The sequence below is a fragment of the Cytobacillus sp. Hz8 genome, assembly GCF_042263505.1.
Classification (GTDB): Bacteria; Bacillota; Bacilli; order Bacillales; family Cytobacillaceae; genus Bacillus_BE.
Genome location: NZ_JBHKFI010000006.1, coordinates 66,283 through 91,129, shown reverse-complemented (window position 1 = coordinate 91,129; position 24,847 = coordinate 66,283). Strand labels below are relative to the sequence as shown.

General features: G+C 36.2%; 20 protein-coding genes and 1 pseudogene. 14 read left to right on the top strand and 7 right to left on the bottom strand.

Annotated elements, in window-relative coordinates; translation table 11 throughout:
- Window positions 1-10 precede the first annotated feature (10 nt).
- Together ACE38V_RS09730 and ACE38V_RS09725 are read right to left on the bottom strand one after the other, a co-directional pair.
- Window positions 11-1,546 (bottom strand): solute symporter family protein, encoded by a 1,536-nt coding sequence (locus tag ACE38V_RS09730; protein WP_375841045.1) that lies wholly within the window; start codon window positions 1,544-1,546, stop codon window positions 11-13.
- A 2-nt stretch (window positions 1,547-1,548) separates the two neighbouring features.
- Window positions 1,549-1,899 carry a DUF485 domain-containing protein gene (locus ACE38V_RS09725; protein WP_375841042.1) on the bottom strand — a complete coding sequence of 117 codons (351 nt, stop codon included), beginning with the start codon at window positions 1,897-1,899 and terminating at the stop codon, window positions 1,549-1,551.
- 487 nt (window positions 1,900-2,386) lie between these two features.
- On the opposite strand from ACE38V_RS09725, the gene ACE38V_RS09720 reads away from it, so the two are divergent.
- Entirely contained in the window at window positions 2,387-2,920 is a 534-nt protein-coding gene (locus ACE38V_RS09720; protein ID WP_375841041.1) for an HD domain-containing protein, read from the top strand.
- A gap of 47 nt (window positions 2,921-2,967) precedes the next feature.
- Here the strand turns inward: ACE38V_RS09720 and ACE38V_RS09715 are convergent, their stop codons facing one another.
- The gene (locus tag ACE38V_RS09715) at window positions 2,968-4,011 is read right to left on the bottom strand and encodes a lactonase family protein (protein WP_375841040.1); all 1,044 of its coding nucleotides are present in this window, start codon (window positions 4,009-4,011) and stop codon (window positions 2,968-2,970) included.
- A 228-nt stretch (window positions 4,012-4,239) separates the two neighbouring features.
- Here ACE38V_RS09715 and ACE38V_RS09710 point away from each other — a divergent pair, with 228 nt between their 5' ends.
- Complete coding sequence (locus tag ACE38V_RS09710; RefSeq protein WP_375841038.1) at window positions 4,240-4,644, top strand: hypothetical protein; 405 nt, start codon at window positions 4,240-4,242, stop codon at window positions 4,642-4,644.
- 13 nt (window positions 4,645-4,657) lie between these two features.
- A complete protein-coding gene (locus ACE38V_RS09705) occupies window positions 4,658-4,945 on the top strand; it encodes a YxcD family protein (RefSeq protein WP_375841037.1) in 288 nt (95 codons plus the stop codon).
- A gap of 73 nt (window positions 4,946-5,018) precedes the next feature.
- Here ACE38V_RS09705 and ACE38V_RS09700 read toward each other — a convergent pair whose 3' ends face one another.
- A complete protein-coding gene (locus tag ACE38V_RS09700) occupies window positions 5,019-5,900 on the bottom strand; it encodes a VanW family protein (protein WP_375841036.1) in 882 nt (293 codons plus the stop codon).
- Between the two features lie 213 nt (window positions 5,901-6,113).
- Here ACE38V_RS09700 and ACE38V_RS09695 point away from each other — a divergent pair, with 213 nt between their 5' ends.
- From ACE38V_RS09695 to ACE38V_RS09685, 3 genes are all read left to right on the top strand, one after another.
- Window positions 6,114-6,890, top strand: a complete 777-nt coding sequence (locus tag ACE38V_RS09695) for a hydroxypyruvate isomerase family protein (protein WP_375841035.1) — start codon at window positions 6,114-6,116, stop codon at window positions 6,888-6,890.
- Between the two features lie 15 nt (window positions 6,891-6,905).
- Window positions 6,906-7,793 carry an NAD(P)-dependent oxidoreductase gene (locus ACE38V_RS09690; RefSeq protein ID WP_375841034.1) on the top strand — a complete coding sequence of 296 codons (888 nt, stop codon included), beginning with the start codon at window positions 6,906-6,908 and terminating at the stop codon, window positions 7,791-7,793.
- 100 nt (window positions 7,794-7,893) lie between these two features.
- Entirely contained in the window at window positions 7,894-8,646 is a 753-nt protein-coding gene (locus ACE38V_RS09685; protein ID WP_375841033.1) for an exodeoxyribonuclease III, read from the top strand.
- A 55-nt stretch (window positions 8,647-8,701) separates the two neighbouring features.
- Here the strand turns inward: ACE38V_RS09685 and ACE38V_RS09680 are convergent, their stop codons facing one another.
- Complete coding sequence (locus tag ACE38V_RS09680) at window positions 8,702-10,255, bottom strand: glycosyltransferase family 2 protein (protein ID WP_375841032.1); 1,554 nt, start codon at window positions 10,253-10,255, stop codon at window positions 8,702-8,704.
- Window positions 10,256-10,395: 140 nt separating this feature from the next.
- Window positions 10,396-11,328 (bottom strand): endonuclease I family protein, encoded by a 933-nt coding sequence (locus ACE38V_RS09675; protein ID WP_375841030.1) that lies wholly within the window; start codon window positions 11,326-11,328, stop codon window positions 10,396-10,398.
- A gap of 150 nt (window positions 11,329-11,478) precedes the next feature.
- Here ACE38V_RS09675 and speD point away from each other — a divergent pair, with 150 nt between their 5' ends.
- The 4 genes and pseudogenes from speD to ACE38V_RS09655 all read left to right on the top strand — a co-directional run.
- Entirely contained in the window at window positions 11,479-12,288 is an 810-nt protein-coding gene (gene speD, locus ACE38V_RS09670; protein ID WP_375841028.1) for an adenosylmethionine decarboxylase, read from the top strand.
- Between the two features lie 449 nt (window positions 12,289-12,737).
- Complete coding sequence (locus ACE38V_RS09665) at window positions 12,738-14,729, top strand: acetoacetate--CoA ligase (protein ID WP_375841027.1); 1,992 nt, start codon at window positions 12,738-12,740, stop codon at window positions 14,727-14,729.
- A gap of 234 nt (window positions 14,730-14,963) precedes the next feature.
- Complete coding sequence (locus tag ACE38V_RS09660; RefSeq protein WP_375841025.1) at window positions 14,964-17,204, top strand: AAA domain-containing protein; 2,241 nt, start codon at window positions 14,964-14,966, stop codon at window positions 17,202-17,204.
- A gap of 132 nt (window positions 17,205-17,336) precedes the next feature.
- A pseudogene (locus tag ACE38V_RS09655) lies at window positions 17,337-17,750 on the top strand (ATP-binding cassette domain-containing protein); the annotation flags it as partial.
- A gap of 178 nt (window positions 17,751-17,928) precedes the next feature.
- Here ACE38V_RS09655 and ACE38V_RS09650 read toward each other — a convergent pair.
- On the bottom strand, window positions 17,929-18,309 hold the full coding sequence (locus tag ACE38V_RS09650) for a cytochrome-c oxidase (protein WP_375841024.1): 381 nt from the start codon (window positions 18,307-18,309) through the stop codon (window positions 17,929-17,931).
- Between the two features lie 208 nt (window positions 18,310-18,517).
- Here ACE38V_RS09650 and ACE38V_RS09645 point away from each other — a divergent pair, with 208 nt between their 5' ends.
- The 4 genes from ACE38V_RS09645 to ACE38V_RS09630 all read left to right on the top strand — a co-directional run bounded on the left by ACE38V_RS09645 (window position 18,518) and on the right by ACE38V_RS09630 (window position 24,843).
- Window positions 18,518-19,768 (top strand): ATP-binding protein, encoded by a 1,251-nt coding sequence (locus ACE38V_RS09645; RefSeq protein WP_375841023.1) that lies wholly within the window; start codon window positions 18,518-18,520, stop codon window positions 19,766-19,768.
- Between the two features lie 1,147 nt (window positions 19,769-20,915).
- On the top strand, window positions 20,916-22,406 hold the full coding sequence (gene dacB, locus ACE38V_RS09640) for a D-alanyl-D-alanine carboxypeptidase/D-alanyl-D-alanine endopeptidase (RefSeq protein WP_375841022.1): 1,491 nt from the start codon (window positions 20,916-20,918) through the stop codon (window positions 22,404-22,406).
- A 182-nt stretch (window positions 22,407-22,588) separates the two neighbouring features.
- Window positions 22,589-23,611, top strand: coding sequence for a Delta(5) desaturase DesA (desA, locus tag ACE38V_RS09635; RefSeq protein WP_375841021.1), 1,023 nt, complete (start codon window positions 22,589-22,591; stop codon window positions 23,609-23,611).
- A 122-nt stretch (window positions 23,612-23,733) separates the two neighbouring features.
- On the top strand, window positions 23,734-24,843 hold the full coding sequence (locus tag ACE38V_RS09630) for a sensor histidine kinase (protein ID WP_375841020.1): 1,110 nt from the start codon (window positions 23,734-23,736) through the stop codon (window positions 24,841-24,843).
- The last annotated feature ends 4 nt before the right edge of the window (window positions 24,844-24,847 follow it).

Genomic DNA, 24,847 nt, shown 5'->3' with positions numbered 1-24,847 from the left:
GTTTTTGTGATTAGATTCCTTCGCGATAACCAGTATTGGCGCGAACTTCCACTTCGGCAAAACGCTTGGCATCGGCCTTTCGTGAAAGTACAGTGCCTATAAAGGCCCCGATAAATCCAACAGGAACAGAAATGATGGCAGGATTTGTTAATGGGAATATTGGCTCGCCAACAAATATTGCTGCCCCTTCCACTGGAGAGAAGACATTTGGACTTAAGATGACGAGAATTAATGCAGATAATAAGCCTGTTACCATACCAGTAATGGCACCAGCTGTATTGAATTTCTTCCAATAAATTGTATAAATGATGATTGGGAGATTTGTACTAGCTGCTATACAGAAAGCGATGGAAACAAGGAAAGCAACGTTCATTTTTTGAGCAAATAAAGCAAGCAGGATAGAAAAAACAGCTACGCCTACAGATGCCCAACGAGCAGCTAACATTTGTTGTTTTTCTGTTACTTTTCCTTTTTTAATAATTTGACCATAGATATCATGGGCAAATGCGGAAGCTCCTGATAAAACAAGTCCTGCAACAACGGCAAGAATGGTGGCAAAGGCAACGGCTGACACAAATGACATTAAGAAATCTCCACCTAAAGCTTTCGCCAGTAGGGGCGCAGCCATATTTCCAGCCGCATTAGCACCAACGATGGTATCTGCTCCAACAAATTTTGCAGCTCCGAAGCCGAGGAAAATCGTCATAATATAGAAGATCCCAACAATCCAGGTAGCCCAAATGACAGATGAACGAGCTGTTTTTGCATCACGAACGGTAAAGAAGCGCATTAAAATATGAGGTAAACCAGCTGTACCCAAAACGAGGGCAATCATAAGTGAAATCGTATCAACCGGATTCTTGTATTTGACTCCTGGATTGAGGTATGCCTCTCCTAATGGTGTAGCCGTTTTCATATCACTAAACATGTCAGCAATATTAAAATTGAATTTTAATAGTACTAAGAATGAAATAATAACGGTTCCAGCCATTAATAGAATGGCTTTAATAATTTGCACCCAGCTTGTTGCTGTCATACCTCCGAATAGTACGTAAATCGTCATCATCACACCAACTATTAAGACGGCCATCCAATAATCAATTCCAAATAAAAGTTGTATAAGTGCACCTGCACCAACCAATTGGGCAATCATATAGAAAATAACAATAGTGAGTGTACTTACTGCAGCCGTGGCTCTTACCTTCTTAGCGTCGAATCTGGAGCTAATCATATCAGCTATGGTATATTTTCCGAGATTTCTTAATGGTTCTGCGACGAGATAAAGAACGACTAAATATGCTACTAAATAACCTATACTGAAAAAGAAACCATCAAAGCCCGTAAGAGCAATCGAACCGGCAATTCCTAGAAAGGAAGCAGCTGATAAGTAATCTCCTGAAATGGCAATCCCGTTTTGCCAACCTGTTAAGCCTCCACCTGCCGTGTAGAATTCATTAGCCGTTTTCGTTCTTTTAGCTGCTAGATAAGTAATATAAAGAGTGATTCCAACAATAATTAAAAATAAAACAACGACCGTTGTATTCAACCCTATTCACCGCCCTTTAGATGATTCTCATTTAAAACTTCTTTTGCTGCTTCATCGAATTTGGCAGCCTTTTTAACATAAATTCCGCATAAGATCCAAGTTAAAATAAAAAGTGAAAGCGCATACAACCAAACCCAAGAGATAGAGCCAAATGCCGGTTGATGTAAGATTTTTGTGTAAGATGTGAGAATGGGAAGCAAGATGTAAACCGCGAGAAAAAAGATCGTGAGGGGAACAATAAATTTTGCTTTCTCCTTTTTTAATTGTTGGTACTTTTCGCTACTGGCAATTTTTACGAAGTCTACCTCATTCCCCTTTTTTGCAGAGTTTACAGATTCTGCAATATGTTGCATTGAAACATCCCCTTTCTAATTTCGAAATATTTTACATTTTTAGAATATATTGAAATGTATCATAAAGTCAAACAACTTTTCACAAAATCTCCAAAAAAAATTCACATATTGTTCTTAATATACTGTTTATAAATATTGCAAAATAATAAAGTTCCTATAGGGAATTCGTATTATATAATATTTTGCACGTTAGAAAAAATGTTTGTGGTACAAGGTATGGATAAGGAGATCATTTTTGTGAAAAAATAAATCTTGTCTGTATGACAAGGAACGTGGTTTTCAATGTGTTTGTATTGTAAAATAGAAATTTAAGATTTATAAAAAATGATAAACGAAATAGATGTTAGAAAATCTAACATAGAAAATGAAAATTTCCAATATTCTTCCCTTATACCTATTGAAATCTATAAAAAATCAGGCTATTATACAAATTAAATAAAAATACGGAAGGAAATATTACGCAAATATCAATAAGGGGGAGGATTTGATGAGAGATGTAACATTATTGGATATTTTTGAACATCATATTGCCCAAAAATATTTAAATCGTTCTGGTCTTTCACATGCAATTGCTGTCAGTTACCATGCTTTTAACTTAGCGAAGGAATACCATATTGATGTGGATGTGGCAGCTAAAGCGGGATTGTTACATGATATTGGTCATTACTCCTGGTATAAAAATGGGAAATGGGACTACGATTTATATCGCAGGAATGATATTCATCCGATTAAAGGGGCGGAAAGAGCCCATAAACTTCTAATCCGACTTGGGGAAAATCCAGTAAAAGCCAAAGAAATTTCCTTAGCGGTACTATTTCACACTGATTCCTTTTTACCAACGAATCAAATCAGGCGCACAACCCTTCAGCAAATTGTTAAATGGGCAGATGAAAAGGATGAAGAGGAGGGAGGATTGCATCATTATCGGACCATACATTACGAAAAGGCAAGACAAAGTATATTGCGTTTAGATGAATGGATTGATAATGAGCAAGCATTGAAAATCAAAAATATCCATTAAGATTAGCAAAAAGGGGTGAGATATTTGAATCTCATCCCTTTTTGCCCTTATAAAAATTTGACACAAACCGGATCTGGAACTATTACATCTGACTGTAATAAGGTTAACAATCCAGTCTCTTCCTCTCTAGCAAACAGGACAAGATTACTTGATTCTTGATTGGAAGCAATCAAGAAATTTTCGGTAGGATCTAATACAAAATCTCGCGGCCAATGTCCTTCTGTAGAGATTCTGTCGATAAAAGTCAATTCGAACGTTTCCTCGTGTACCTTAAAAACCGCAATACTATTGTGTCCACGATTCCCAGCGTAAACAAATCTTCCATCTTTCGAAATGTGAATAGCGCTTCCTTGATTGTTTTCATGATAATAAGAAGGAATGGTGGAGAGGGTTTGACGAATAGTGAAAAAGCCACTTTCAGAATCAAAGTCTAACACCAATACTTCAGAACTAAATTCTGTCATTACATAGGCGATACTTTGTGATGGGTGGAAAACAAGATGACGTGGACCACTTCCTGGTTTAACTGATAAAACATTCTTTTCTTCTAATTTGTTGTTTTCCAATGAAAAGGTAATAATTTTATCCGAACCTAAATCCGTCGTGACCACAAAGCGTTCATCTGGTGAAAAACTAGCATAATGCGCATGAGCTTTTTCTTGACGTGGGTCAGGACCTGTTCCCTCAAATTGAATGACTGAAGCAAGAGGCATAATTTCACCATTTTTTTGGAAAGGATAAACTTCAATCGTACCCTTATGATAATTAGCAGACAGAAGGGTGTGATTTTGTTTATCGACACTGACATGGCATGGAGGCGAACCAACAGATGTTTGATTATTTACCTTGGATAATCTCCCTTGTGAATCAACATTAAAGCTAAAAACTCCTCCATGATCACCATATTTTCCAACAGAAAAAAGGAGGTTTTTACTCTGATTAATGGTTAAATAGGTTGGGTTTTCAATTGTCGCCGCTACCTTCACATCCATGATTTTTTTTTCCTTAGTATCAAGCAAGAAGGAATAGATACCTTCACTTTTTCCTTTTGTATATGTACCTACATAGCCAATAAATTTCGTATCTGTCATGATTCATGTCCTCCAAAGAAGTGAAATGGTTTCTTTCCTATCATAAAGGAAAATGAAAATAAATCCAAGCAACTGATATTGAAAGACACTTAGAGTTACTTTAGAAACATTTCTTATAAAATGTTTAGGAAAATGATAAAAAAATGAAACTCTAGGTCTTTATATTCGTATAATAATCATTCCCCAAAAAATTCATAATTTTTTCCGAGAAAGAGGAGGATTTTTTTCATGTTTAAAAAGATAATCACAGCTATCTTAACTTGTACCATTCTATTTTCACCGCTGGGGAGTAGCTTGGTACATGATCAACAAACGGTAAGTGCAAAGGGATATAAATCGGGCATTAAGAAATTTAATGGCGGATCAAATTTTCAATTTAACAAAAAACAAAGTACAACTATCAACAAGAAGAATAGCTACTTTAATAATAAAAGTACAACCTCAATGAAAAATCGCGGCTTTATGAAAGGGATGCTTTATGGTGGACTTTCTGGCTTCCTTCTTGGTGGATTATTAAGCCATTTTGGGCCATTTGGGGCAATGCTAGGTTTTGGTGTTAACCTCATTGGTATTATTCTTTTATTCGTTATCATTCGTTTCTTGTTTACTTCGATGAGACGAAAACGTTATTAAAAAGGAGAAAAGAATGGAATCATTTGTTATTTCAGAACAGGATATTATCAACGCCATTTGTTTATATATCGCTGGTAAAAGGCAGATTTCTCCACAAGAGGTAGAAGTGGAATTGATGTACGATGATGATTATGGATTTTCAGCAGAGGCATTTGTGAACGGAAGAAAACAAGTGCTTATTACTCAAAATTTGATTGAAGCACTTCGACATTGGCTTGACCAAATTCTAAATATGGATCCCTTTTCACCAATTGAACTCCAATTGGACGATGAGGAGGGAATTATTGCACTTGTACGATAAAAAAAGATCAACTCAAATTTAGGGAAGTCCCTTTGTTGAGTTGGTCTTTTTTGATTAAAGAGTCTGTATAATTTTATGCCCCTGGTACCTTTCTTGGTTTAAAATTAATGGAATCGGAAGAATAAATACTAATGCTCACTTTTCCGTTTGAGGCTTTTGTGCGAATCAGGATGGGTTGATTGTATTTATTCTGAAAACTAAAATCGGGTCCATACCAGCTGACAGTGGCGTCTCTTCCAGGAGGAACATATGGAACCTGCTTACTATGGGAATAACGTTTGATGATTTTTAATCCCGCATTATCAACCGCATTAAATAAAGTAGAGGATACTTGACAAATCCCTCCGCCAATTCCCTCAGATAATTCACCTTTCACAATGACTGGAGCTGACATATAGCCTTTTTTGACTGTACGAATGCCAACCACTTTATTGAATGAAAAAGTTTCACCTGGAAACACAATATAATTATTAATGGCACTTGAAGCTAAATGAATATTATTCGATCGTGCGGAATTAATCGCATTGTAAAAGGTTGCATAATGACCAATTTGTTGGAAATGAATTTGAGATAACAACTCACTGTCCACCCTAGGGTAGATGGTTTGAACTGGAACCTCAAATTGACTTGAACCTTTTGAAAAATAATAGTTATAAAATTGTTCGTAGAACTTAATGCGGTTTAATTGGATTCCAGCTTTTTCCTCAATTATTTGGCCATGTTCATTTAAACTTGCATTTTCTGGAGCACGGTAAACGATTTTCTCTATTTTATTAGCTAAGTCTTGGAGCATTTCTAATTGAGTAAAGGGCTGAGGGTGCCCTTGATACGGAATTGAGAAAAAAGTGCGATTGACAGAAGTAATCGGTGTATGATCTTGGGTAATCAATAAGCTATCATCTACATCAGGTGTATTGGCAAATAGTAAGATGGCTGAAAACCATAATAATTTCATTTAATCATTCAACCTCCCATCGTTAGCTTTTGCAAAACACTCATTAGTATGAATTAAATTTACAAAATTCACGTGATTTTAGAAGGAAAATGAATCTAGCAAATTTTTTCTTTGATGATATACTTGAATCATATGGGAAATGTTTATTTTTTTAAATATAAAATACAGAATATTTAGTTATCTTTCTGTAATATAGAGATTAAGGAGAGAAAAATGAACCAGTTTGCAGTTAATATCTCAACTATTTTTACGGAATTCCCATTTATAGAGCGATTTCAAAAAGCAAGGGAGGCAGGGTTTTCTTTAGTGGAATGCCAGTTTCCTTATGCATATCCACTTAATCAAATACGATCTGCATTAAAAGAAAACAATCTAACACTTGTTTTGATTAATCTTCCTCCTGGTGATTGGGAAGAAGGAGAGAGGGGGATTGCCATTGATCCAAACAAGGTGGAGCTTTTCCGCGAATCCGTTTTAACTGGAATTGAATTTGCCAAGACATTGCATGTATCGAGGTTGCATTGTATGGCTGGAATTTTTTTAAACAAATTTGAGAAAAAGGTGGCTCGCAGCACTTATATAGAGAATTTGAAATTTGCTGCTCAAAAATGTAATGAGTTCGAGCTGACACTTTTAATTGAACCAATCAATCAAGAGGATATGCCTAATTACTATTTATCTGATCTTCAGGATGCAGCTGATATCATCGAAGAAGTGGGGGAGCCAAATCTTAAGCTTCAATTTGATTTTTATCATATCCAGAAAACAAAAGGAAATTTGCTTTCCAATTTTGAAAAATACTTTGAAAAAATTGGACACGTTCAGATTGCTGATGTTCCAGGACGACATGAGCCGGATACAGGGGAGATTCACTACAAAAGAGTATTAGAATATTTAGAGGAACAAAAATACGAAGGTTATATTGGACTTGAATATACGCCTAAGAGTTCCAGTTTAGAAAGCTTTGAATGGTTAAAAATCTATAAATAGTGGAGGTTTCGAGGAATGAAAATTGGATTTATTGGGACAGGAGTCATGGGGTCAAGGATGATTATCCGCTTGCTTGATGCCGGTTTTAACGTCTTGATCTACAATCGTTCCCAACAAAAATTGGAGCCACTCCTCGCTCGTGGGGCAAAAGGTTCAAAGGATATTGCCGCACTTGCTGAGGAATGTGATTATATATGTACATGTCTTTCTATGCCAAAAGATGTACTGGATGTCTATTCAAATGCAGGGGGCATCTTAGAAAACGCAGGTCCTGATACAGTTTGTTTAGACTTTACGACAATTGGGGTAGAAACCAGTCGGAGCATTTATCAATTGGCAAAAGAAAAGAAGATTCATTATCTTGATGCTCCTGTTAGTGGTGGACCAGAAGGAGCAGAACAAGGTTCATTAACGATTATGGTTGGCGGGGAACGAAGTGATTATGAAAGGGTTTATCCTATTATTGAAGTATTAGGCTGTAACATTGAATTTTTAGGCGAGAGCGGCTCGGGAAGCGCTGCTAAGCTGATTAATCAGTACTTAGTTGCGGTTCATTCGGTCGCTGCTTCCGAAGCGATGGTGGCGGGGGCAGCATTTGGCTTAAATTCAGATCAACTATATCAACTATTAAAGGTGAGCTATGGAGATAGCCGTATGCTAGAAAGACATATGGAGCAATATGTTTTAGAGCGCCAGTTTGAACCAGGTGGAGCGGTGAAATATGTACATAAAGATGTTGTATTAGCGAATCAATTATTTGAGAAGACGGGAATGGAACGATATTTAGGACAATATGCTGAACAAGCCTTTTCTTTGGCAATGGAACAAGGGTTGGCGAATTTGGATATGTCCGCCGTAATTCAACCTCTTGAAAAGACTTGTCGGGTTATTGTGAAAAAATAGGTTATTCTCCTTATTCATGCTAAATAAGTGATTTTTCGAATATGAATTGGTATAGTAAAAAAGAAATCATTTTTATACAGGCAAGGAGAAATTTCAATCTATGAAACTAGTATCTTGGAATGTGAACGGGCTAAGAGCGTGTGTTCGTAAAGGATTTTTAGATTATTTTCACAAAGTCAAAGCTGATATTTTTTGTATACAAGAAACGAAACTACAAGAGGGGCAAATTGATTTAGAATTAGATGGCTACCATCAATTTTGGAATTATGCCGAAAAAAAAGGTTACTCCGGAACGGCTATATTTACGAGGGTTAAGCCCATTTCAGTCAGTTACGGAGTTGGTGATCGGGAAGAGGAAAGAGAGGGGAGGATTATAACTCTTGAATTTGAGGATTTTTCCCTCGTAAATGTATATACCCCTAATTCACAACGAGATTTGGCCCGCCTTGATTTTCGCCTCGATTGGGAGGATGAAATTCGTTCGTATTTGCTAGGATTAGACCAGAATAAGCCAGTTATCCTATGCGGCGATTTAAATGTTGCCCATCAAGAAATTGATTTACGCAATGCAAAATCAAATCAAGGAAATTCTGGATTTACGGATGAAGAACGGGAAAAGATGACCAGATTACTTTCTTCCGGTTTTATCGATAGCTTCCGATATTTTTATCCGGAAAAAGAGGGAGCTTATACCTGGTGGTCATATATGAACAAGGTACGGGAAAGAAATATCGGATGGAGAATTGACTATTTTATTGCCTCAGAGAGATTTGCATCTAAACTGAATGGCGCAGAAATTCACACTGATATTTTAGGGAGCGATCATTGCCCGATTGTTTTACACCTTCAATAAAAAGTGAAAAAACTCGCGTTTCATTTTAGAAAAGGCGAGTTTTTGGTGTAGGGAATTAATGAATCTTAAAGCCAATATTGGAATGAGCCGTTGTATAAAAGGAAAAGTTGCGATTATCATAATGAAGCTGATTTTCATTGAGCTTCCGAATATTGATTTTGCGATAATCATTGTATCGTAAAAACACGATATAGTTTGAGGTAGGAAACTGATTCAATAGATCCACGCTGACGGCAAATTTTCCATACCCATTTTTATCCACCTGAACAGGGAGGGAGTATTCTCTTGTGACTTCCTCTCTGTCGCGAATCAAAACATCTGTAAAGTTATCAATATGATCCCCATAGGCTTGAAACTCTAAATTGTAATCATGATTGGAAAAATACCCCTTTTTATAAACAGCAAGCATCGGCATCCGAATGAGCCGGTGTTCCCCTTCCAAAACTGGTGTAATCATATAAGGGAGTTGATCCTTGATTACAAAATCCTTGATTTTTTCGTTTTTATTCCATTGATAAAGCTCAGCGATTTTATTTGCTTGACCTTTTTTTATAAGTTCGTATGCGGCTTTATTAATTGGCTCAAAAAAGTTGTCTGAAAACTCATATCGTAAATCTTCAGTGGTTTTGAGAATTTCCTTGAACTTTTGCAAGTAAAGGTCTTTCAACACCGTTTTATGGAAGTGGTTGGTATTGAAAAGCCGGCGTATCGAATCAAATTCGTATAAACGATTAAGAATGACCTTTTCCTTTTCGACCTCTAGATTTTTGCTTTTCACATATTGAATTACCTTAATATTGCTATCGGTTTTCTCCATAATGTTGGTCTGCTTCGTTAAAGACTGATTATTATCCGAAAGCCGATTTAAATAATAAATCACATTGCAAGTCGTTGAAATGGTCTCACAATGAATCAAAACATCGATAAAAAACTGTTTATCTTCTGCAAACTTCATCTCCGGAAAAGTTAACTGATTGTCCTTTATGATGGCTGATTTCATCATGCGTGAGCGTGGACCTAAATGCTGAAAAATATGTGGAATCGAAAAAGGAGAAACATTTCTCCGTTCTTTGCATGATTCGTGCTCACCGACAATTTTTTTGCTATTGTTCTTCACTTCGATTGTTCTTCCTACGGCGTAATCATCACCGGTTTCTTCTAGGATTTCATACAAGACTCTAAGCCCGTCTTCGGCAAGCCAATCATCTGCATCTAAAAAAGTCATATAATTCGCTTGAGACAATTGAATTCCCAAATTACGCGGTGCTGCTGGTGTTCCTGTGTTTTCTTTCAAAAATACTACTTTTATGTTAGAAAAATGATTTGCATAATCCAGCAAAATACTGCGTGATGCATCGGTTGAACCATCATCGACTAAAATATATTCAACATTCTCAAAACCAATCGTTTGCTGGCGGACAGAATCAATGGTTTTATGTAGATTGCTTTCAGCATTGTAAACTGGGGTGATGACGGAAACTAAGGGTGTTAAGTCATTTTCGCCGGTTGGTCCTTTATGAATGTAAAAGCCTTCTTTATTATATTTGAACTCGATTTGATTTTCATTTTTTGATATTTTTTTACGCGTGAATCGTTTAAAATTAAACATGTTCATTACCCCAATTTTCTCTAAACTCTTTTATACGTTCATTTATTACCCATTTTTTTCATTTTTATGTGTGAAATTGGAGGATTTATAGATTTATTTCAAAAGAAAACACCCTGCACGGATAGATGCAGGGTGTTTTCTTATAGATGAAATTTAATTTCTTCAATGAGTTCGGGAAAATCAATAAACGGATTTCGATTTCCTTGAATTTGAAAAATCGCTTGATTGCGGTGTTTTTCATGTAATGTAACTGGAAACTTTTGATGCCAGTCTGTTAGAAGAGGAATGCTAATTTGTACGCGAAAAGCCTTGCGAATAGATTTGGGATAACGCAAAAGGAAATACAACATTGCCCTCGCAACGGCTCCTTTCCCGTTCTCAGGCTCAAAACGACCATTGCTCGTAACACCACAATGATTATGAATTTTTTCATTCTTAGAGTCGGGATCATAAAACTGGAAATCTTCAAACGGATAGTTTGAACGTGCTATATTGCATTCAGGCTGACAAATAAAAAGATGATGCAAATCGCCCTTCATAGGTTCCAATCCCCCAAACCAAGATTGTGGTACAATATGCTCGGTATTCAGTTTTAGCTTTGATTCAATCATTTTTAATTCTTTGACAAGCTCATATTCTTTTTTATGAATACGCTGCAAGCATCGTTGAAATTCTTCATAACGTTGTCCAATGGTCACATAATCTTCCAAAATCATAGATTTTGGATCCTTCGTATCACCGGTATAGATGCTACTTACCGTTCCATCTGGTTGTAAATCTACCCATGTATATAAGTATAAATCCTTACTAATAAAATAAGGAACACGATTTTTATGTGTTTTATCAATGAGTTCATGATATTGAAAAAATAGATGATCCTCTATTTCTGCTTTTTGAATTTTGTGATAATAATGTTTCATATCAAAGAGGTCCTGTTTTTCGTTATAATATAGAACCTCATCCTCTGTGATTTTTCGGCGATTTTCTCGAAGAATGGTTAATTGTTTATTTAAGTTTAATAAATCAGTTGAATCCTCCCAAAGTGTTTTCACATTTTTGTTCTTTTTGGTCATTCAAAATTTCTCCTCAAGTAAACGTTCAGCTATTTTTTTCATTATATCAAATTGAACGATGAGCAGATAACAAAAATAATTCATCCGAAATTGGTAAAAATATTAAGAAAGGAAAATTAGAAGGTCAAAAGATATAAGGGGAAATGAAACATGACATTGACTCCGGAACAACGCATAGAATTACATGGGTTTAATAATTTAACGAAAACCTTAAGCTTCAATATGTATGATATTTGTTACACCAAAACAAAAGAAGAGCGCGAAGCTTACATTGATTATATTGATGAACAATATAACGCAGACCGCTTAACAAAAATTCTAAAAAATGTTGCCGAAATTATCGGAGCTCACGTTTTAAATATTGCAAAGCAAGATTATATCCCTCAAGGAGCCAGTGTAACCATGCTGGTATCAGAGGGGCCAGTTGTTGAGGTACCGTCAGAATCCTATGAAGAATCACCAGGTCCCCTTCCGGAATCAGTTGTTTTTCAACTGGATAAAAGTCATTTAACGGTCCATACCTATCCAGAATATCACCCAGATGAAGGAATTAGCACCTTCCGCGCCGATATCGATGTATCGACATGCGGAGAAATTTCTCCACTAAAAGCGCTTAATTTCTTAATTCATTCCTTTGATGCAGACATCATGACCATTGACTATCGCGTAAGAGGATTCACAAGAGATATTCACGGAAAAAAGTTATTTATCGATCACGAAATCAGTTCCATTCAAAATTACATTCCTGACGAGGAAATTGAACTGTATGATATGATTGACGTCAACATCTACCAGGAACACATCTTTCATACAAAATGCAAATTAAAAAAGTTTGATTTAAACAATTACTTATTTGGTTACACAAAAGACAAGCTCAAGCTACATGAAGTCCGTGAAATCACAGAAAGATTGAAGACTGAAATGGATGAGATTTTTTATGGAAAGAATATTGGGGGATAAAGGATATTTCTGAGCCACCATAGGGATTTGATGGTGGCATTTTTATTTGGCAGGGGTAAGAAGTTCTGGATGGAATCGGCGAATTCATGAAGACCAGAAATAACTAAACTCAACAAAAATAAAATAGTGTTTCTAGAAAAAAATGCTCTCTGAAAGCAAACAACTAGGAAACTTCTCTCAATTTAAGTAATTGATCGAAAAAATCCAATAAGAAACAATTTTGAGAATAAAACGCTAAGAACTGAAGCTATACAGTTTAAGGAAAACCGAATCTTGGCAAATACCCTTCAATTTAAAATTGTCTGAACAAATATTGAAAGAAGGATTTTCACATTATCTTTAAAGTCCCTAAAAAAAGTTCTTTATCAGAAAAGGAAATTCCTGCAATTATATGGAATAGAGTATATATTATGGAACAAATATACATATCAAAAGGGGAGGACTGTTTATTGAAACCGGTAACAGAAGGGAAATTGCTTTGGAGTCCGACAGAGGAACAAATTAAGCAAACGAGTCTTGTGAATTTTATGAAATGGGTAAATGAACAACAGGGCACAAAGTTTGAGACTTATCAAGATTTGTGGAAATGGTCGGTTTTGGAGTTAGAGGATTTTTGGGAGTCAGTTTGGAAGTTTTGTCAGGTAAAGGCATCTGCACCATATTACTCCGTCTTAAATATGCGACAAATGCCTGAGGCGAAATGGTTTCAAGGGGCAAAATTAAATTATGCTGATAATGTCTTTAAAAATTATAAGGAAGACAAGACAGCATTATTTTTCCGTTCAGAACGGGTTGCAAAAAGAGAAGTCTCTTGGAAGGAATTACGTGAAAAAACGGCATCCATTGCCAATTCTCTTAAATCCATGGGCGTCAAACCTGGGGATCGCGTGGTAGCGTATATGCCGAATATTCTGGAAACGGTGATTGCCTTTCTTGCTTGTGCAAGTATTGGAGCGATATGGTCTAGCTGTTCCCCTGACTTTGGTGCAAGTAGTGTGGTTGATCGCTTCAAACAAATTGAGCCTGTCGTACTTTTTACCATTGATGGATATCAATATAATGGCAAAACCTTTAATTGTCTGCCAGTTGTTACGAAGCTTCAAGAAGAACTTACATTCGTCAAACATACCATTCTTGTTCCTTATTTAAATCAAATAACACCAATTGACACTCTGCAAAATTTCACCTCTTGGGACTCGCTTCTTTCAAATGAACAAGAACTCCAATTTGAACAAGTACCTTTTGATCACCCTTTATGGATTTTATATTCATCTGGCACAACCGGACTTCCGAAACCAATCGTCCAAGGCCAGGGTGGGATTTTATTAGAACATCTAAAAGTGGTCAACCTTCAGCAGAATTTATCTGCAGAGGATGTCTTTTTTTGGTATACGACAACTGGCTGGATGATGTGGAATTTTCTCTTAGGAGGATTGCTCGTTGGCTCGACAATCGTTTTGTATGATGGAAGTCCATCTTATCCATCGATTGATATCTTATGGAGTTTAATAGAAGAATCTGGTACGACCTTCTTTGGTACAAGTGCAGGATATATTAGTAGTTGTGTGAAGGCAGGGATTATTCCTAGGGAAACCCATAATCTATCTAAATTAAAGGGAATTGGTTCCACAGGTTCTCCATTAATGGCAGAAGGTTTTTCGTGGACCTATGCAAACGTTAAGGAAGATTTGTGGCTGGTATCGACAAGTGGAGGAACGGATGTTTGCACAGCCTTTGTTGGTGGATGCTCCATTTTACCCGTTAGAGCAGGTGAGCTGCAAGCCCGTGCCTTAGGAGCAAATGTTCAGTCCTTTGATGAAGAAGGAAATTCTCTTGTAAATGAAGTTGGGGAACTAGTGATAACAGCACCGATGCCATCAATGCCGTTATTTTTCTGGAATGACGAGAATCAGGAGCGCTATCTTAATAGCTATTTTGATATTTTCCCCGGAATATGGCGCCATGGGGATTGGATTAAAATCGATGAAAAGGGGAGCAGTGTGATTTTTGGACGCTCCGACTCCACTATCAATCGTCAGGGGGTTCGCTTAGGGACAAGTGAAATTTATCGTGTGGTCGAAGGGCTAGAGGAAATACTTGAGGGCTTAGTGATTGATTTGGAAATGCTCGGAAGGAACTCGCATATGCCATTATTTGTTGTTCTAAAAGAAAACGCATATTTAGATGACCAACTCAAACAGAAGATTAAGAATGAAATTCGCCATAAAATTTCGCCGCGTTTTGTTCCAGATGAAATTTATGAGGTGGAAGAAATACCGAAAACCATCAGCGGCAAAAAGTTAGAGGTGCCAATTAGAAAAATCTTGCTTGGTTTTGAAGTCGAAAAGGTGGCAAATCCAGACTCGATGTCGAACCCACATACCCTTCATTATTATCAAAAGCTTGCTGAACAACTAAATCAGGAGCATCAAAACAAATAAGTAAATGGGAATATCTTTGGATCTATAATTTAGAAAAAGAGGAAATAACAGAAATAAAAATAGAACTCTTTCTAAGCAAAATAGGGTTGTTTTCTTTATGAAACACCCTATTTTTTTAGTATCATATCATGTATATTTATCATGCAAAATAAATTTTCTCTAAAGAAGGATTCATGAAAATCCCACCTTATTAGAAAAAACTGATTTAAAAGCGTTAGCAAGAAAGGATCCATCATGACTTCAACCCTTTTCTTAATTAAATCATGGCAAAAAGCGTTACAAATAGAAATTTCGTATCTAAAGAAATATGGTAGTTCTCGCTATCATCTTTTCAATGGACGATTAGTTAACCAACAATTAACTTTTACTTATTATTTTGATAGTAATGAAAGGATGAACATTCCAAATGGATCGAGTGTAAGAATCCTTTGGGGTTCTATCAAAGCAGATGGGAAAGTCCTCTCCTCTGAAGGTGAAGGTATGATGGTCTCTTTAGAAGAGTCACTAGGAGATTTGGTAGAAGAGGCTTATCTTCAACATGATCCTTGGGAACTGTTAGAACATTTAAGCGATCGTCTTGAGGATATGAAGAAAAGCAAACAGAAACGAGTCAGAATGAAGAAACTTATCAACCCTATTATGGAGACCAAACATCCAACAGACAACATCAAAAACAGTTTACATGAGCTCATCCTTCGTTCAAAGTACAACCCCGTCACCTATGTTTGGGGTCCACCAGGAACAGGAAAAACGTATACCCTTGCACGAGTGGCGGCGAATAAATATTTAAAAGGGAAGCGTGTCTTAATATTATCGCATAGTAACCAAGCGGTTGATGTCTTAATGTCGGAAACGACAGCTTTTATTGAAAAAAAAGGAAAGTTCCATGAGGGCGACATCCTTCGTTATGGTTCACAAATGAGTGAAATGATCTTAAAGCATGAGGGGCTCACCGCCCATCAACTTTTAAAAAAGCACTATCCAGAGTTGGCTTATGAAAATGAACAACTTTCAAATGAACGTCGTTTATTAAAAAATGATTTAACTCAGTCCTTTAGCATTCGTGATTCAGAACACTTGCTGAAATTAGAAACAAAGCTTGCAAGGCTGATGGAGAAAATAAGGCAAAAGGAATTAGAATTTGTCAAAGAAGCAATGATCATCGGAACCACATTAGCGAAAGCAGCTAGCGATCCAGCTATCTATGAAAATAATTTTGACCTTGTTATTTTAGATGAAGCGAGCATGGCCTATGTTCCACAAGCGGCCTTAGCAGCTTCATTAGGGAAAAGAGTTATTATTTGTGGAGACTTTAAGCAGCTGCCTCCGATTGCTTCTTCTAACCATTTGTTGGTGAATCAATGGTTGAAAGAGGATATTTTTCATCATTCAGGTGTGGCGGATTGGGTCAAAAAAGGTAGTCTTCATCCCCAACTGTTTCTTTTGAAAGAACAAAGAAGGATGCATCCCGATATTTCTTCTTTCACCAATAAATATATCTATCAATCATTTGTTACCGATCACAAAAGTGTTACAACAACCAGAAATCATATTACAGAAAGCTCTCCGTTTTCAAATCAAGCTGCTGTTTTTCTTGACACCAGTTATATGGGAAACTATTGCATCACTGCAGGTCAAAGTCACTCAAGAATAAACCTTTGGCAGCTTTTCCTTGGATTTCAATGCATTCAAGAGGCATATATGTCCGGGAATCGCTCTATTGGTTATGTCACCCCATATCGTGCACAGGCAATATTTATGGAGAAATTATTATTCGATCTATATCAGGTGGAGTTAGCAACTGCAGATATCATTGCCGCAACGGTTCATAGGTTCCAGGGGAGTGAACGCGATGTGATGATCTTTGATACGGTTGATGGTGATCCAGAGGGACGGGCAGGTATGCTTTTAACAGGAAAGGATAGTGAAAGACTCATAAATGTTGCGATTACGAGAACGAAAGGGAAGTTCATTCATATAAGCAATGGCTCATTTGTTCAACAGCATGTCTATCAATCGAAAGCATTACGAAAACTGGTGGAACATCAAAGGCAGGAAAATCAAGTGATTTGGCCGCGTGATATTGGCAAATGGATTAAGTATCAGCATCCACGTCTTCAATGGATGTATGCTAGGAAGCTCGAGCCTGTTCAACAGGATATTCAATCTGCCAAAAAATCAATCGTGATTTCCATTGTGAATACTGGTGGACTTTCAAATGAATGGTTGAATATCATCCATCTTCGAAATAGAGAAGTAAAGCTAACCTTGATTGCATCAGAAACAATCCCAGCTATTCAACATAATCAACTGGTCCTTCAAAACTTTCCATTTCCCTTTATTTGCATTGATGAACAAATATTATGGCTTGGAACTCCATTAGATGAAACAGAGAATATTCGCCCTCCCTTTGTCGCTGCGAGATTAAACTCAAAGCTGATTAGTGAATATTTTCTCAGACAAATTCAAAGTTAATTTTACGGGACAAGCACGGATCAATTATAAGATTCGTGCTTTTTTTTGAAAAAATGACATTTGTCACCTCATTTTCATGACATCACTTACTAAAAAGTATTTACATTCCTTTTACAATAAAAGCATGCAAAAATGGAGGTGTTTTCATTGAGTGTCGTAGTGAATGTTAAGAATGTGTCTAAAAGCTTTCAAAGGAATCAAGCAGTTAATGATATTTCCTTTACAATCCATAGTGGAGAAATCGTGGCGTTGCTTGGACCAAATGGGGCTGGAAAAACTACAACAGTATCCATGCTTCTAGGTCTATTAAAGTAGACAAATGGTGAAGTTCAACTTTTCAATCAACAACCTAATCATATAAAAGTCCGGCAAAGAATCGGAGCCATGCTCCAGGAAGTAAGTGTACCAGAAGGGTTAAAGGTAAAAGAATTGTTGGAACTCATTAGAGCTTATTATCCAGCTCCTTTAAAGTTGGAGGAATTAATTTCAATTACAGGATTAACAAATCAAGAATTAAAAATGAGGGCTGAAAAGCTTTCATGTGGGTAAAAAAGAAGATTAAGTTTTGCTTTAGCTGTTGTGGGCAATCCGGATAGTCAAAGGAAATAAATAACAATGGCCATGATAACCGTCTGGCCATTGTTTTAATTTAGGGTGAAAATTGATTTATCAGTACAATAGGAAATGTAGCCATTTTACGAAGCACCCATTTTTTTAAATATCCTTATAGTGTTTCGTCTTTTGATTTTAAATGAATAAGAATATTTAAACCAAATAGAATTATGGCTATTACTAATACCGTCCCGCCCGCAGCAACTACTGAGACAAAGTCTTCATTTTCATTGACAACAAAGGCTAAGCCAATCATCATGACGGGAAGTGCGATATTATGCAGCCAAAAATGGGTTTTTGCAAGGACGGTTGTAGCCAATTTTGGAAAAAGATGATAAATAATACCAGCAAGCGTTAATGCAGTCCAACCTAATAAATTGATATGAGTATGAACTGGTGCTAATGTATAGGAATGAGCGATGGACATATAAAGTCCAATGCAAATTCCAATTATAAAATAGACAACGGAAATTTTGATAAGGCGAATACCCATAACAATATCACCTCCTTTATTTGAAGATGTATTTCCTTAAATTATATGTATGGTCTATATAGTGGAATGACATTTTTACCGAAAATTTATCAATCTAAAATATTTTTGTTAGAAAAGAAAGAAAATTTGTAATATTGCCAAGATATATACAGAACCCTTACAATAGAAGAAGGAACTTAGTCCCAAAAGTTACATGGAGGATGCTTGAATGTGGATGCTGAATGGCCTATTAATCAATCTATTGTATATTCTCATCTTTATTTTAGTTTGTAATATGTTTTTGTGGTATAAATATAAAGTTTTTCGATTTCCTACTAAGAAATGGTCGATCTTCTTTGTGTCATCGGCACAAATTATCATCTGTTTACTTCAGTCTGTTCCAGTTGATCATGGTTTTATCTATGATTTACGATTTATTCCTTTTTTGTTGGGAGGACTATATGGGGGCAAACGAGTAACGATTGGGCTTGCTTCATTCCTTCTTATCACCCGATATTTCTTAGGTGGCAATGGATTTTCGGTTTCCTTAATAATCACGATTTTTGGAGCTGCTATCATTATGGGGATTCACCATATGTTCTTAAAAAGCTCCTTAAAAATGAAAATCGGGTTGGTGACTCTATTATCCTTTGTATATTCTCTCTTTGGCTATCTGACCCCATCCATTATTTATGGATTTCATGGAATAAAATATTTTCTTATTTATGCCTTAGTCCTAACCATTTCGACATTTTTTGTTTCTTATCTGATAGAAATCTTAAGAACGACGCATATTTTGCATTTAGAAGCGCTGAAATATGAAAAGATGGAAATTGTGAGCCATTTAGCTGCCAGTATCAGTCATGAGGTTCGTAATCCATTGACGGCAGTTATTGGATTTCTGCAATTGATACATGAGCATGACCAAGTGAGCAAGGATTGTAAGGTTTATGCAAATTATGCAATTGAAGAGGCGACAAGGGCATCGGATATTATAAATGATTATTTAACTTTTGCTAAGCCTCATTCTGAGGAAGAGTGCTTGATGAATATTGAGGACGAAGTGAAAAAATGTGCGGAAATTCTTCGTCCTTTAACCTTAAAAGAAAATATTGTGGTTGAAAAATCCTTTACCCATCATGGGAAAATTAATGGGGATCCTCATAAGTTTCATCAGGTGCTGTTAAATATTATTAAAAATAGCATTGAAGCTATGCCAGATGGGGGAAAACTCACGATCGGTACTTCAGAAACAAATGGATACATTCGTATTCAAATTACCGACACGGGCCATGGCATGAAAGAAGAGCATTTAGCTAGACTAGGGGAGCCTTATTTTTCTCTAAAAGAACATAAGGGAACGGGGCTTGGAATGATGGTTGTTTTTAAGATTGTTGCCAGCATGAAGGGAATGGTGAAGGTAACCAGTCAATTGCATTTTGGAACAACCATTACATTAAAGTTTCCGAGTATTACGTAAGAATCGTTAAAAGCCCAGCTTATTTAGTCAGCATGTAAAAGTGTCTTTTAACTTGATGAGTTGATACATCAATTTTGCCTTTCGACCTTTTGAAGTGTGGCGATTGATTTTAGGGCGTAAGCATTTTAAAAATTGTCGATCACAATAACAGATTGGATGACCTTTCTTAAGACACCGATCATGATAATAACAACAAGCATCCACATCATTAATAGGTTTACCAGGACCACTACAGCCAGGTCCGCACCATCTGTATCCAGGGAAGACACAAAGAGAAAAGTGTTTTCTCCTGTGTTTATAATGGGACATATCTTGACCCCCAATCATCATTTTCTATTAATTTATGCTTGTCTTTTCATTGATGATTTGGCAATAACCTATGAGAAGAGAGAAGAGGAAGCTGAATACTCTCAGGCTTCCTCTTGGACTTAGTTTGATGGATGTACTTTCACCTTATCGAAATAGAATTCAGTCGCTATTTTTTTATTCGTGACCACGGAGACGTCGATTTGCTGTTTGTTTGAAGGAGAATATCCAGCTTCAAGGTTTGCCAGTTATCAGAAAGCTGTATTGGTTGTGATACGGTCTCTTTTAAGAAAGTACCTCGGGCGTCCGTTTCTGAGATTTTTAAAAGGACTTCTCCTTTTCCTTTTAAATCAACAGAAACGAAGTTTTTTCCCTACCCTTGATATTTTGCGGGGTGAAAACGAATCCTTCGTTTTTTTTATTTCCTTGATTTTTCACCGTATATCTAGAATCATCAGTTGATTTATGTACCTCTGATCCGATTCCAAAAAACTTATACTCCGTTTTTTCAGCAGCGTATCCGAAGCTTACTGTCAGGAAAAACAATATACAAAAACTAATCATATCGAAAAATTCTTTTTCATTCTTTCATCCTCTGTTAACTTCTGCAACTTCTACCTTTTGAAAAAGACTTTCTTCCATCTCACCACCTCCTTGGACATCGATAAATCCATATACTCGACTACATTCCTTACATCGTTAATGTTACACAAACTGATAAATCATACATAAAGAAGGATGGAATTATAAAATGGGAGTTTTTGTGGAGAATATAAATAATCGAAAATGATTTTTGGTTCTAATCTTAAAAAAGTTAAAAGTATGAAAAGAGGTTCATTATTTGAAAAATAGATTCCATTTTATTATCTGTTTTCAGCTCCTGTTGTTTTTTAGTTTTATTCCAGTTAATGCAGTTAGTGAAAAACAGGCTAAACCAGTAGCATCGACAGGTAGTTGGAAGGAGGAACTGGACCAACTCATTCAAACGAAACCAACTTTAAATGGGGCGTCTATAGGTATAAGTGTTCGTTCTGGAATAACAGGAGAACTATTATATCAGCATCAAGGTGCAGATCGCTTTATCCCAGCCTCCAATTTAAAGCTTATAACGGCTGCAACAGCATTATCAACGCTTGGAGAAGAACATACCTTTTTTACTGAACTACATACAGATGGAAAAATAAGAAACAATCAGCTTCATGGAAATCTATATTTAAGAGGACGAGGAGATCCAACAATATTATTTCAGGATTTTCAGAGACTTGCTAAAGAGTTGCATCAAAAAGGCGTGCACGAAATAGAAGGAGACATCATCGGGGATGATACATGGTTTGATGATATTCGTTATTCTATAGATTTACCTTGGAGCGATGAGGGGACGTATTACGGCGCACAAGTATCTGCATTAACAGCTTCACCTGATCAAGATTTTGATGCAGGAACGGTGATTCTTACCATTTCTCCAGCAAAGTGGATCAGAGGGAGAGCAAAAATAACTGTTTCTCCAGAAAATCATTATGTCAAAATCATAAACAAGGCAAAGACTGTTTCATCCGATCATAAAACGACTATCAAAATCCATAGAAAGCATGGCTCAAACGCAATTGAAATAATCGGGAACATTCCGATAAAACGGAAGTCAATCAAAGAGACGATTGCGGTTTGGAATCCGACCCAATATGCCCTTTCATTATTTAAGCAAGCTCTATATAAAAACGAAATCAACATTAAAGGAAAAATAAAGGTTGAAAAAACACCTGTCAAATCACAAATTCTTGCAACTCGAGAATCAATCCCTTTAAAACAATTGCTTATCCCGTTTATGAAATTAAGCAATAATGGTCATGCGGAAATTTTAACAAAGGAAATGGGAAGGATGGTTCATAAAGAAGGGAGCTGGAAGGCAGGAATAAATGTAATGCAAAATGAATTACATCAATTTGGTGTCCATCCAGAGAATCTCATTCTTCGTGATGGCTCAGGTATATCCCATATTAATGCGATACCGCCGAATGAGATAACGCAATTACTCTATTCAATTCAAAAGGAGAAATGGTTCGATTCCTTTAAAAACGCTTTACCAGTGGCGGGTGAAAGTAAAAGAATGGTTGGAGGAACGTTAAGAAATCGGATGAAAGCCTTCCCCTTAAAGGGAAATGTTTTTGCGAAGACGGGTTCTTTAACATCGGTTAGCTCATTATCCGGCTATGTGTTAACTCAAAGAGGGGATACTCTAATCTTTTCCATTCTAATGAATCAATTAAAGGACGAATCAACTGGAAAAGTGATTGAGGATGAAATCATCCAGATTCTCTCTAAACTGAGCTCATAATGATCATACAATTTTAAGAAACATACAAAATGAGGATACTCTTAAGTACCATGAGAGGGTCCTCATTAGTCATTTAAAAGGAAAACATGACATTTATCATATAACGTTCATGACATGTATGTCTACAAAGCTATCGACCACTGAAGTATATTTAGTACAACAAAGAGGAAGGGAAATAACCGATGACAAAACAAAAACAAATCGCATTGCGGAAGCAAATGTCGCCATATGAGAAAACGAATACAAAGAAAAGTATATGGCAAATGGTCAATACAATAATTCCTTTTATTTTATTATGGATGTTAGCTTATTATTGCTTATCAGCTTCAGTTTTCTTAACAATTCCCATTTGTATTGTAGCAGCTGGATTTTTGGTGAGAATTTTTATCATTTTTCATGATTGTTGTCATTATTCTTTTTTTCGCCATCGAAACTTGAATAATGTAATCGGTACGATTACCGGAATTCTTACCTTTTTCCCTTATCGTCAATGGCAGCATGATCATGCTGTCCATCATGCAACAAGTTCGAATCTTGATAAAAGAGGAACTGGAGATATCTGGGTTCTAACTATTAAAGAATATGTTTCTGCTCCAATAGGAGTAAAAATTGCTTATCGATTATATCGTAATCCCCTTATTATGTTTGGATTAGGACCTATCTATCTTGTTTTACTTAAAAATCGCTTTAATCGCAAAACGGCAAAGTTAAAGGAACGGATAAATACCTATATGACAAACCTTGTCATCGGTTTGGGCATCTTCCTATTAGGGAGCCTACTAGGTTGGGGACCATTTTTAATCATTCAAGGGATAATCATCTATGTTGCAGGTGTTGCCGGGATTTGGCTATTTTACGTTCAACATACTTTTGAAGATTCCTATTTTGAAGAAGATGAATACTGGGATTATGTGAAAGCAGCAGTGGAAGGGAGCTCCTTTTATTACTTACCGAAAATGCTGCAATGGCTAACTGGAAATATTGGATATCATCATGTTCACCATTTAAGTCCAAGAGTGCCCAATTATCAGCTGGAAGAGGCACATAATCAGACAATTCCTTTACAAAATGTGCCCACCATTACATTAAAAACATCATTAAGCTCTTTAAAATTTCGACTTTGGGATGAAACAAACCATAAATTTGTCGGATATCAAGCGGTTAAGGAGTTTGATATAAAATCTAAAAAACGGGTATCCTTTTAGCAGAATCAGTCGAATTTATTGAACTTCAAAAAATAGTTCGACCTTAAAAATTATTTACGATAAAATGCTATAAAGGGAATTTTGCTGATTTGATTTTTGAATAAATATTATTGGGGTTAATAATGAGAAGAAAATGGATGATCCTTCAAAAGCATTCAGGGATTTCTCCCTATATTTGGAGTGTTTTTAGTATATTACCGTTTTATTTTGTGTTTCAATCTTCGACAACGAAGGAAATTATTATTGGGATTACTTTAACGATTTTGTTTTTAATTTTTTATCGGTTAGCTTTTATTTCAAGAAAATGGTTTGTTTATATATGGACTGGGATCCTCATAGCAATATCGTTAACCATGTCCATATTATATAACTTTGTATATTTTGCCTTTTTTATTGCCTATTATAATGGTTATATTAAAAATCGTGTTGCCTTTTTAACGCTATATATCATTCATTTGGTCTTTACTACGTTCTCGATTAATTATCATTTTGTGCTCCAGGATACAGAGTTTTTTAAGCAATTACCTTTTGTCATAATTATTTGGATTAGTGTGATTCTTCTCCCATTCAATCTTTATAATCGGAAAAAACAGGGCAAGCTTGAAGAACAGCTGGAAGATGCAAATAAACGAATATCGGAATTAGTGAAACAGGAGGAAAGGCAAAGGATTGCTCGAGATTTGCACGATACGCTTGGCCAAAAGTTATCCCTGATTGGCTTAAAGAGTGAATTGGCACGAAAGCTGATCGATAAGGATCCTGAACAGTCAAAGGGAGAGTTAGCAGATGTTCAGCAAACGGCAAGAACGGCGTTAAAAGAATTACGAACCCTTGTATCGCAAATGCGTGGAATTAGAATTAAGGAAGAAATGAAGAATGTTCAGCAACTATTAGAAGCAGCTAATATTGAAGTAACTCATTCTGATATGAAAATCAGCAATCTCTCCATTTTTCTCGAAAATATTCTCAGTCTTTGCATAAAAGAAGCAGTTAATAATGTCGTAAAACATAGTCAGGCTTCCCGATGTACGATTCAATTTGAACAGGATGAAAATGAGATAAAAATTATTGTTCAGGATAATGGGAAAGGGATTCCTGAAGAGGAAGAAATAAAAAAGGGAAACGGATTGTTAGGAATGAAAGAGCGGCTTGAGTTTGTAAATGGCAGTCTAGATATTTGTAATCAAGCTGGTACAACTATTACTATGAGGGTACCAAATATCGCCAAATAAAATG

Bases quoted from the DNA above. Each gene is read 5' to 3' on its own strand.
- ACE38V_RS09700 (WP_375841036.1), bottom strand. From the start codon at position 5,900: ATGAAATTATTATGGTTTTCAGCCATCTTACTATTTGCCAATACACCT.
- ACE38V_RS09720 (WP_375841041.1), top strand. From the start codon at position 2,387: ATGAGAGATGTAACATTATTGGATATTTTTGAACATCATATTGCCCAA.
- ACE38V_RS09705 (WP_375841037.1), top strand. From the start codon at position 4,658: ATGGAATCATTTGTTATTTCAGAACAGGATATTATCAACGCCATTTGT.
- ACE38V_RS09680 (WP_375841032.1), bottom strand. From the start codon at position 10,255: ATGTTTAATTTTAAACGATTCACGCGTAAAAAAATATCAAAAAATGAA.
- ACE38V_RS09660 (WP_375841025.1), top strand. From the start codon at position 14,964: ATGACTTCAACCCTTTTCTTAATTAAATCATGGCAAAAAGCGTTACAA.
- ACE38V_RS09645 (WP_375841023.1), top strand. From the start codon at position 18,518: ATGTGGATGCTGAATGGCCTATTAATCAATCTATTGTATATTCTCATC.
- ACE38V_RS09695 (WP_375841035.1), top strand. From the start codon at position 6,114: ATGAACCAGTTTGCAGTTAATATCTCAACTATTTTTACGGAATTCCCA.
- ACE38V_RS09675 (WP_375841030.1), bottom strand. From the start codon at position 11,328: ATGACCAAAAAGAACAAAAATGTGAAAACACTTTGGGAGGATTCAACT.
- ACE38V_RS09690 (WP_375841034.1), top strand. From the start codon at position 6,906: ATGAAAATTGGATTTATTGGGACAGGAGTCATGGGGTCAAGGATGATT.
- ACE38V_RS09650 (WP_375841024.1), bottom strand. From the start codon at position 18,309: ATGGGTATTCGCCTTATCAAAATTTCCGTTGTCTATTTTATAATTGGA.
- ACE38V_RS09630 (WP_375841020.1), top strand. From the start codon at position 23,734: ATGAGAAGAAAATGGATGATCCTTCAAAAGCATTCAGGGATTTCTCCC.
- ACE38V_RS09715 (WP_375841040.1), bottom strand. From the start codon at position 4,011: ATGACAGATACGAAATTTATTGGCTATGTAGGTACATATACAAAAGGA.
- ACE38V_RS09710 (WP_375841038.1), top strand. From the start codon at position 4,240: ATGTTTAAAAAGATAATCACAGCTATCTTAACTTGTACCATTCTATTT.
- ACE38V_RS09685 (WP_375841033.1), top strand. From the start codon at position 7,894: ATGAAACTAGTATCTTGGAATGTGAACGGGCTAAGAGCGTGTGTTCGT.
- ACE38V_RS09725 (WP_375841042.1), bottom strand. From the start codon at position 1,899: ATGCAACATATTGCAGAATCTGTAAACTCTGCAAAAAAGGGGAATGAG.
- speD (WP_375841028.1), top strand. From the start codon at position 11,479: ATGACATTGACTCCGGAACAACGCATAGAATTACATGGGTTTAATAAT.
- desA (WP_375841021.1), top strand. From the start codon at position 22,589: ATGACAAAACAAAAACAAATCGCATTGCGGAAGCAAATGTCGCCATAT.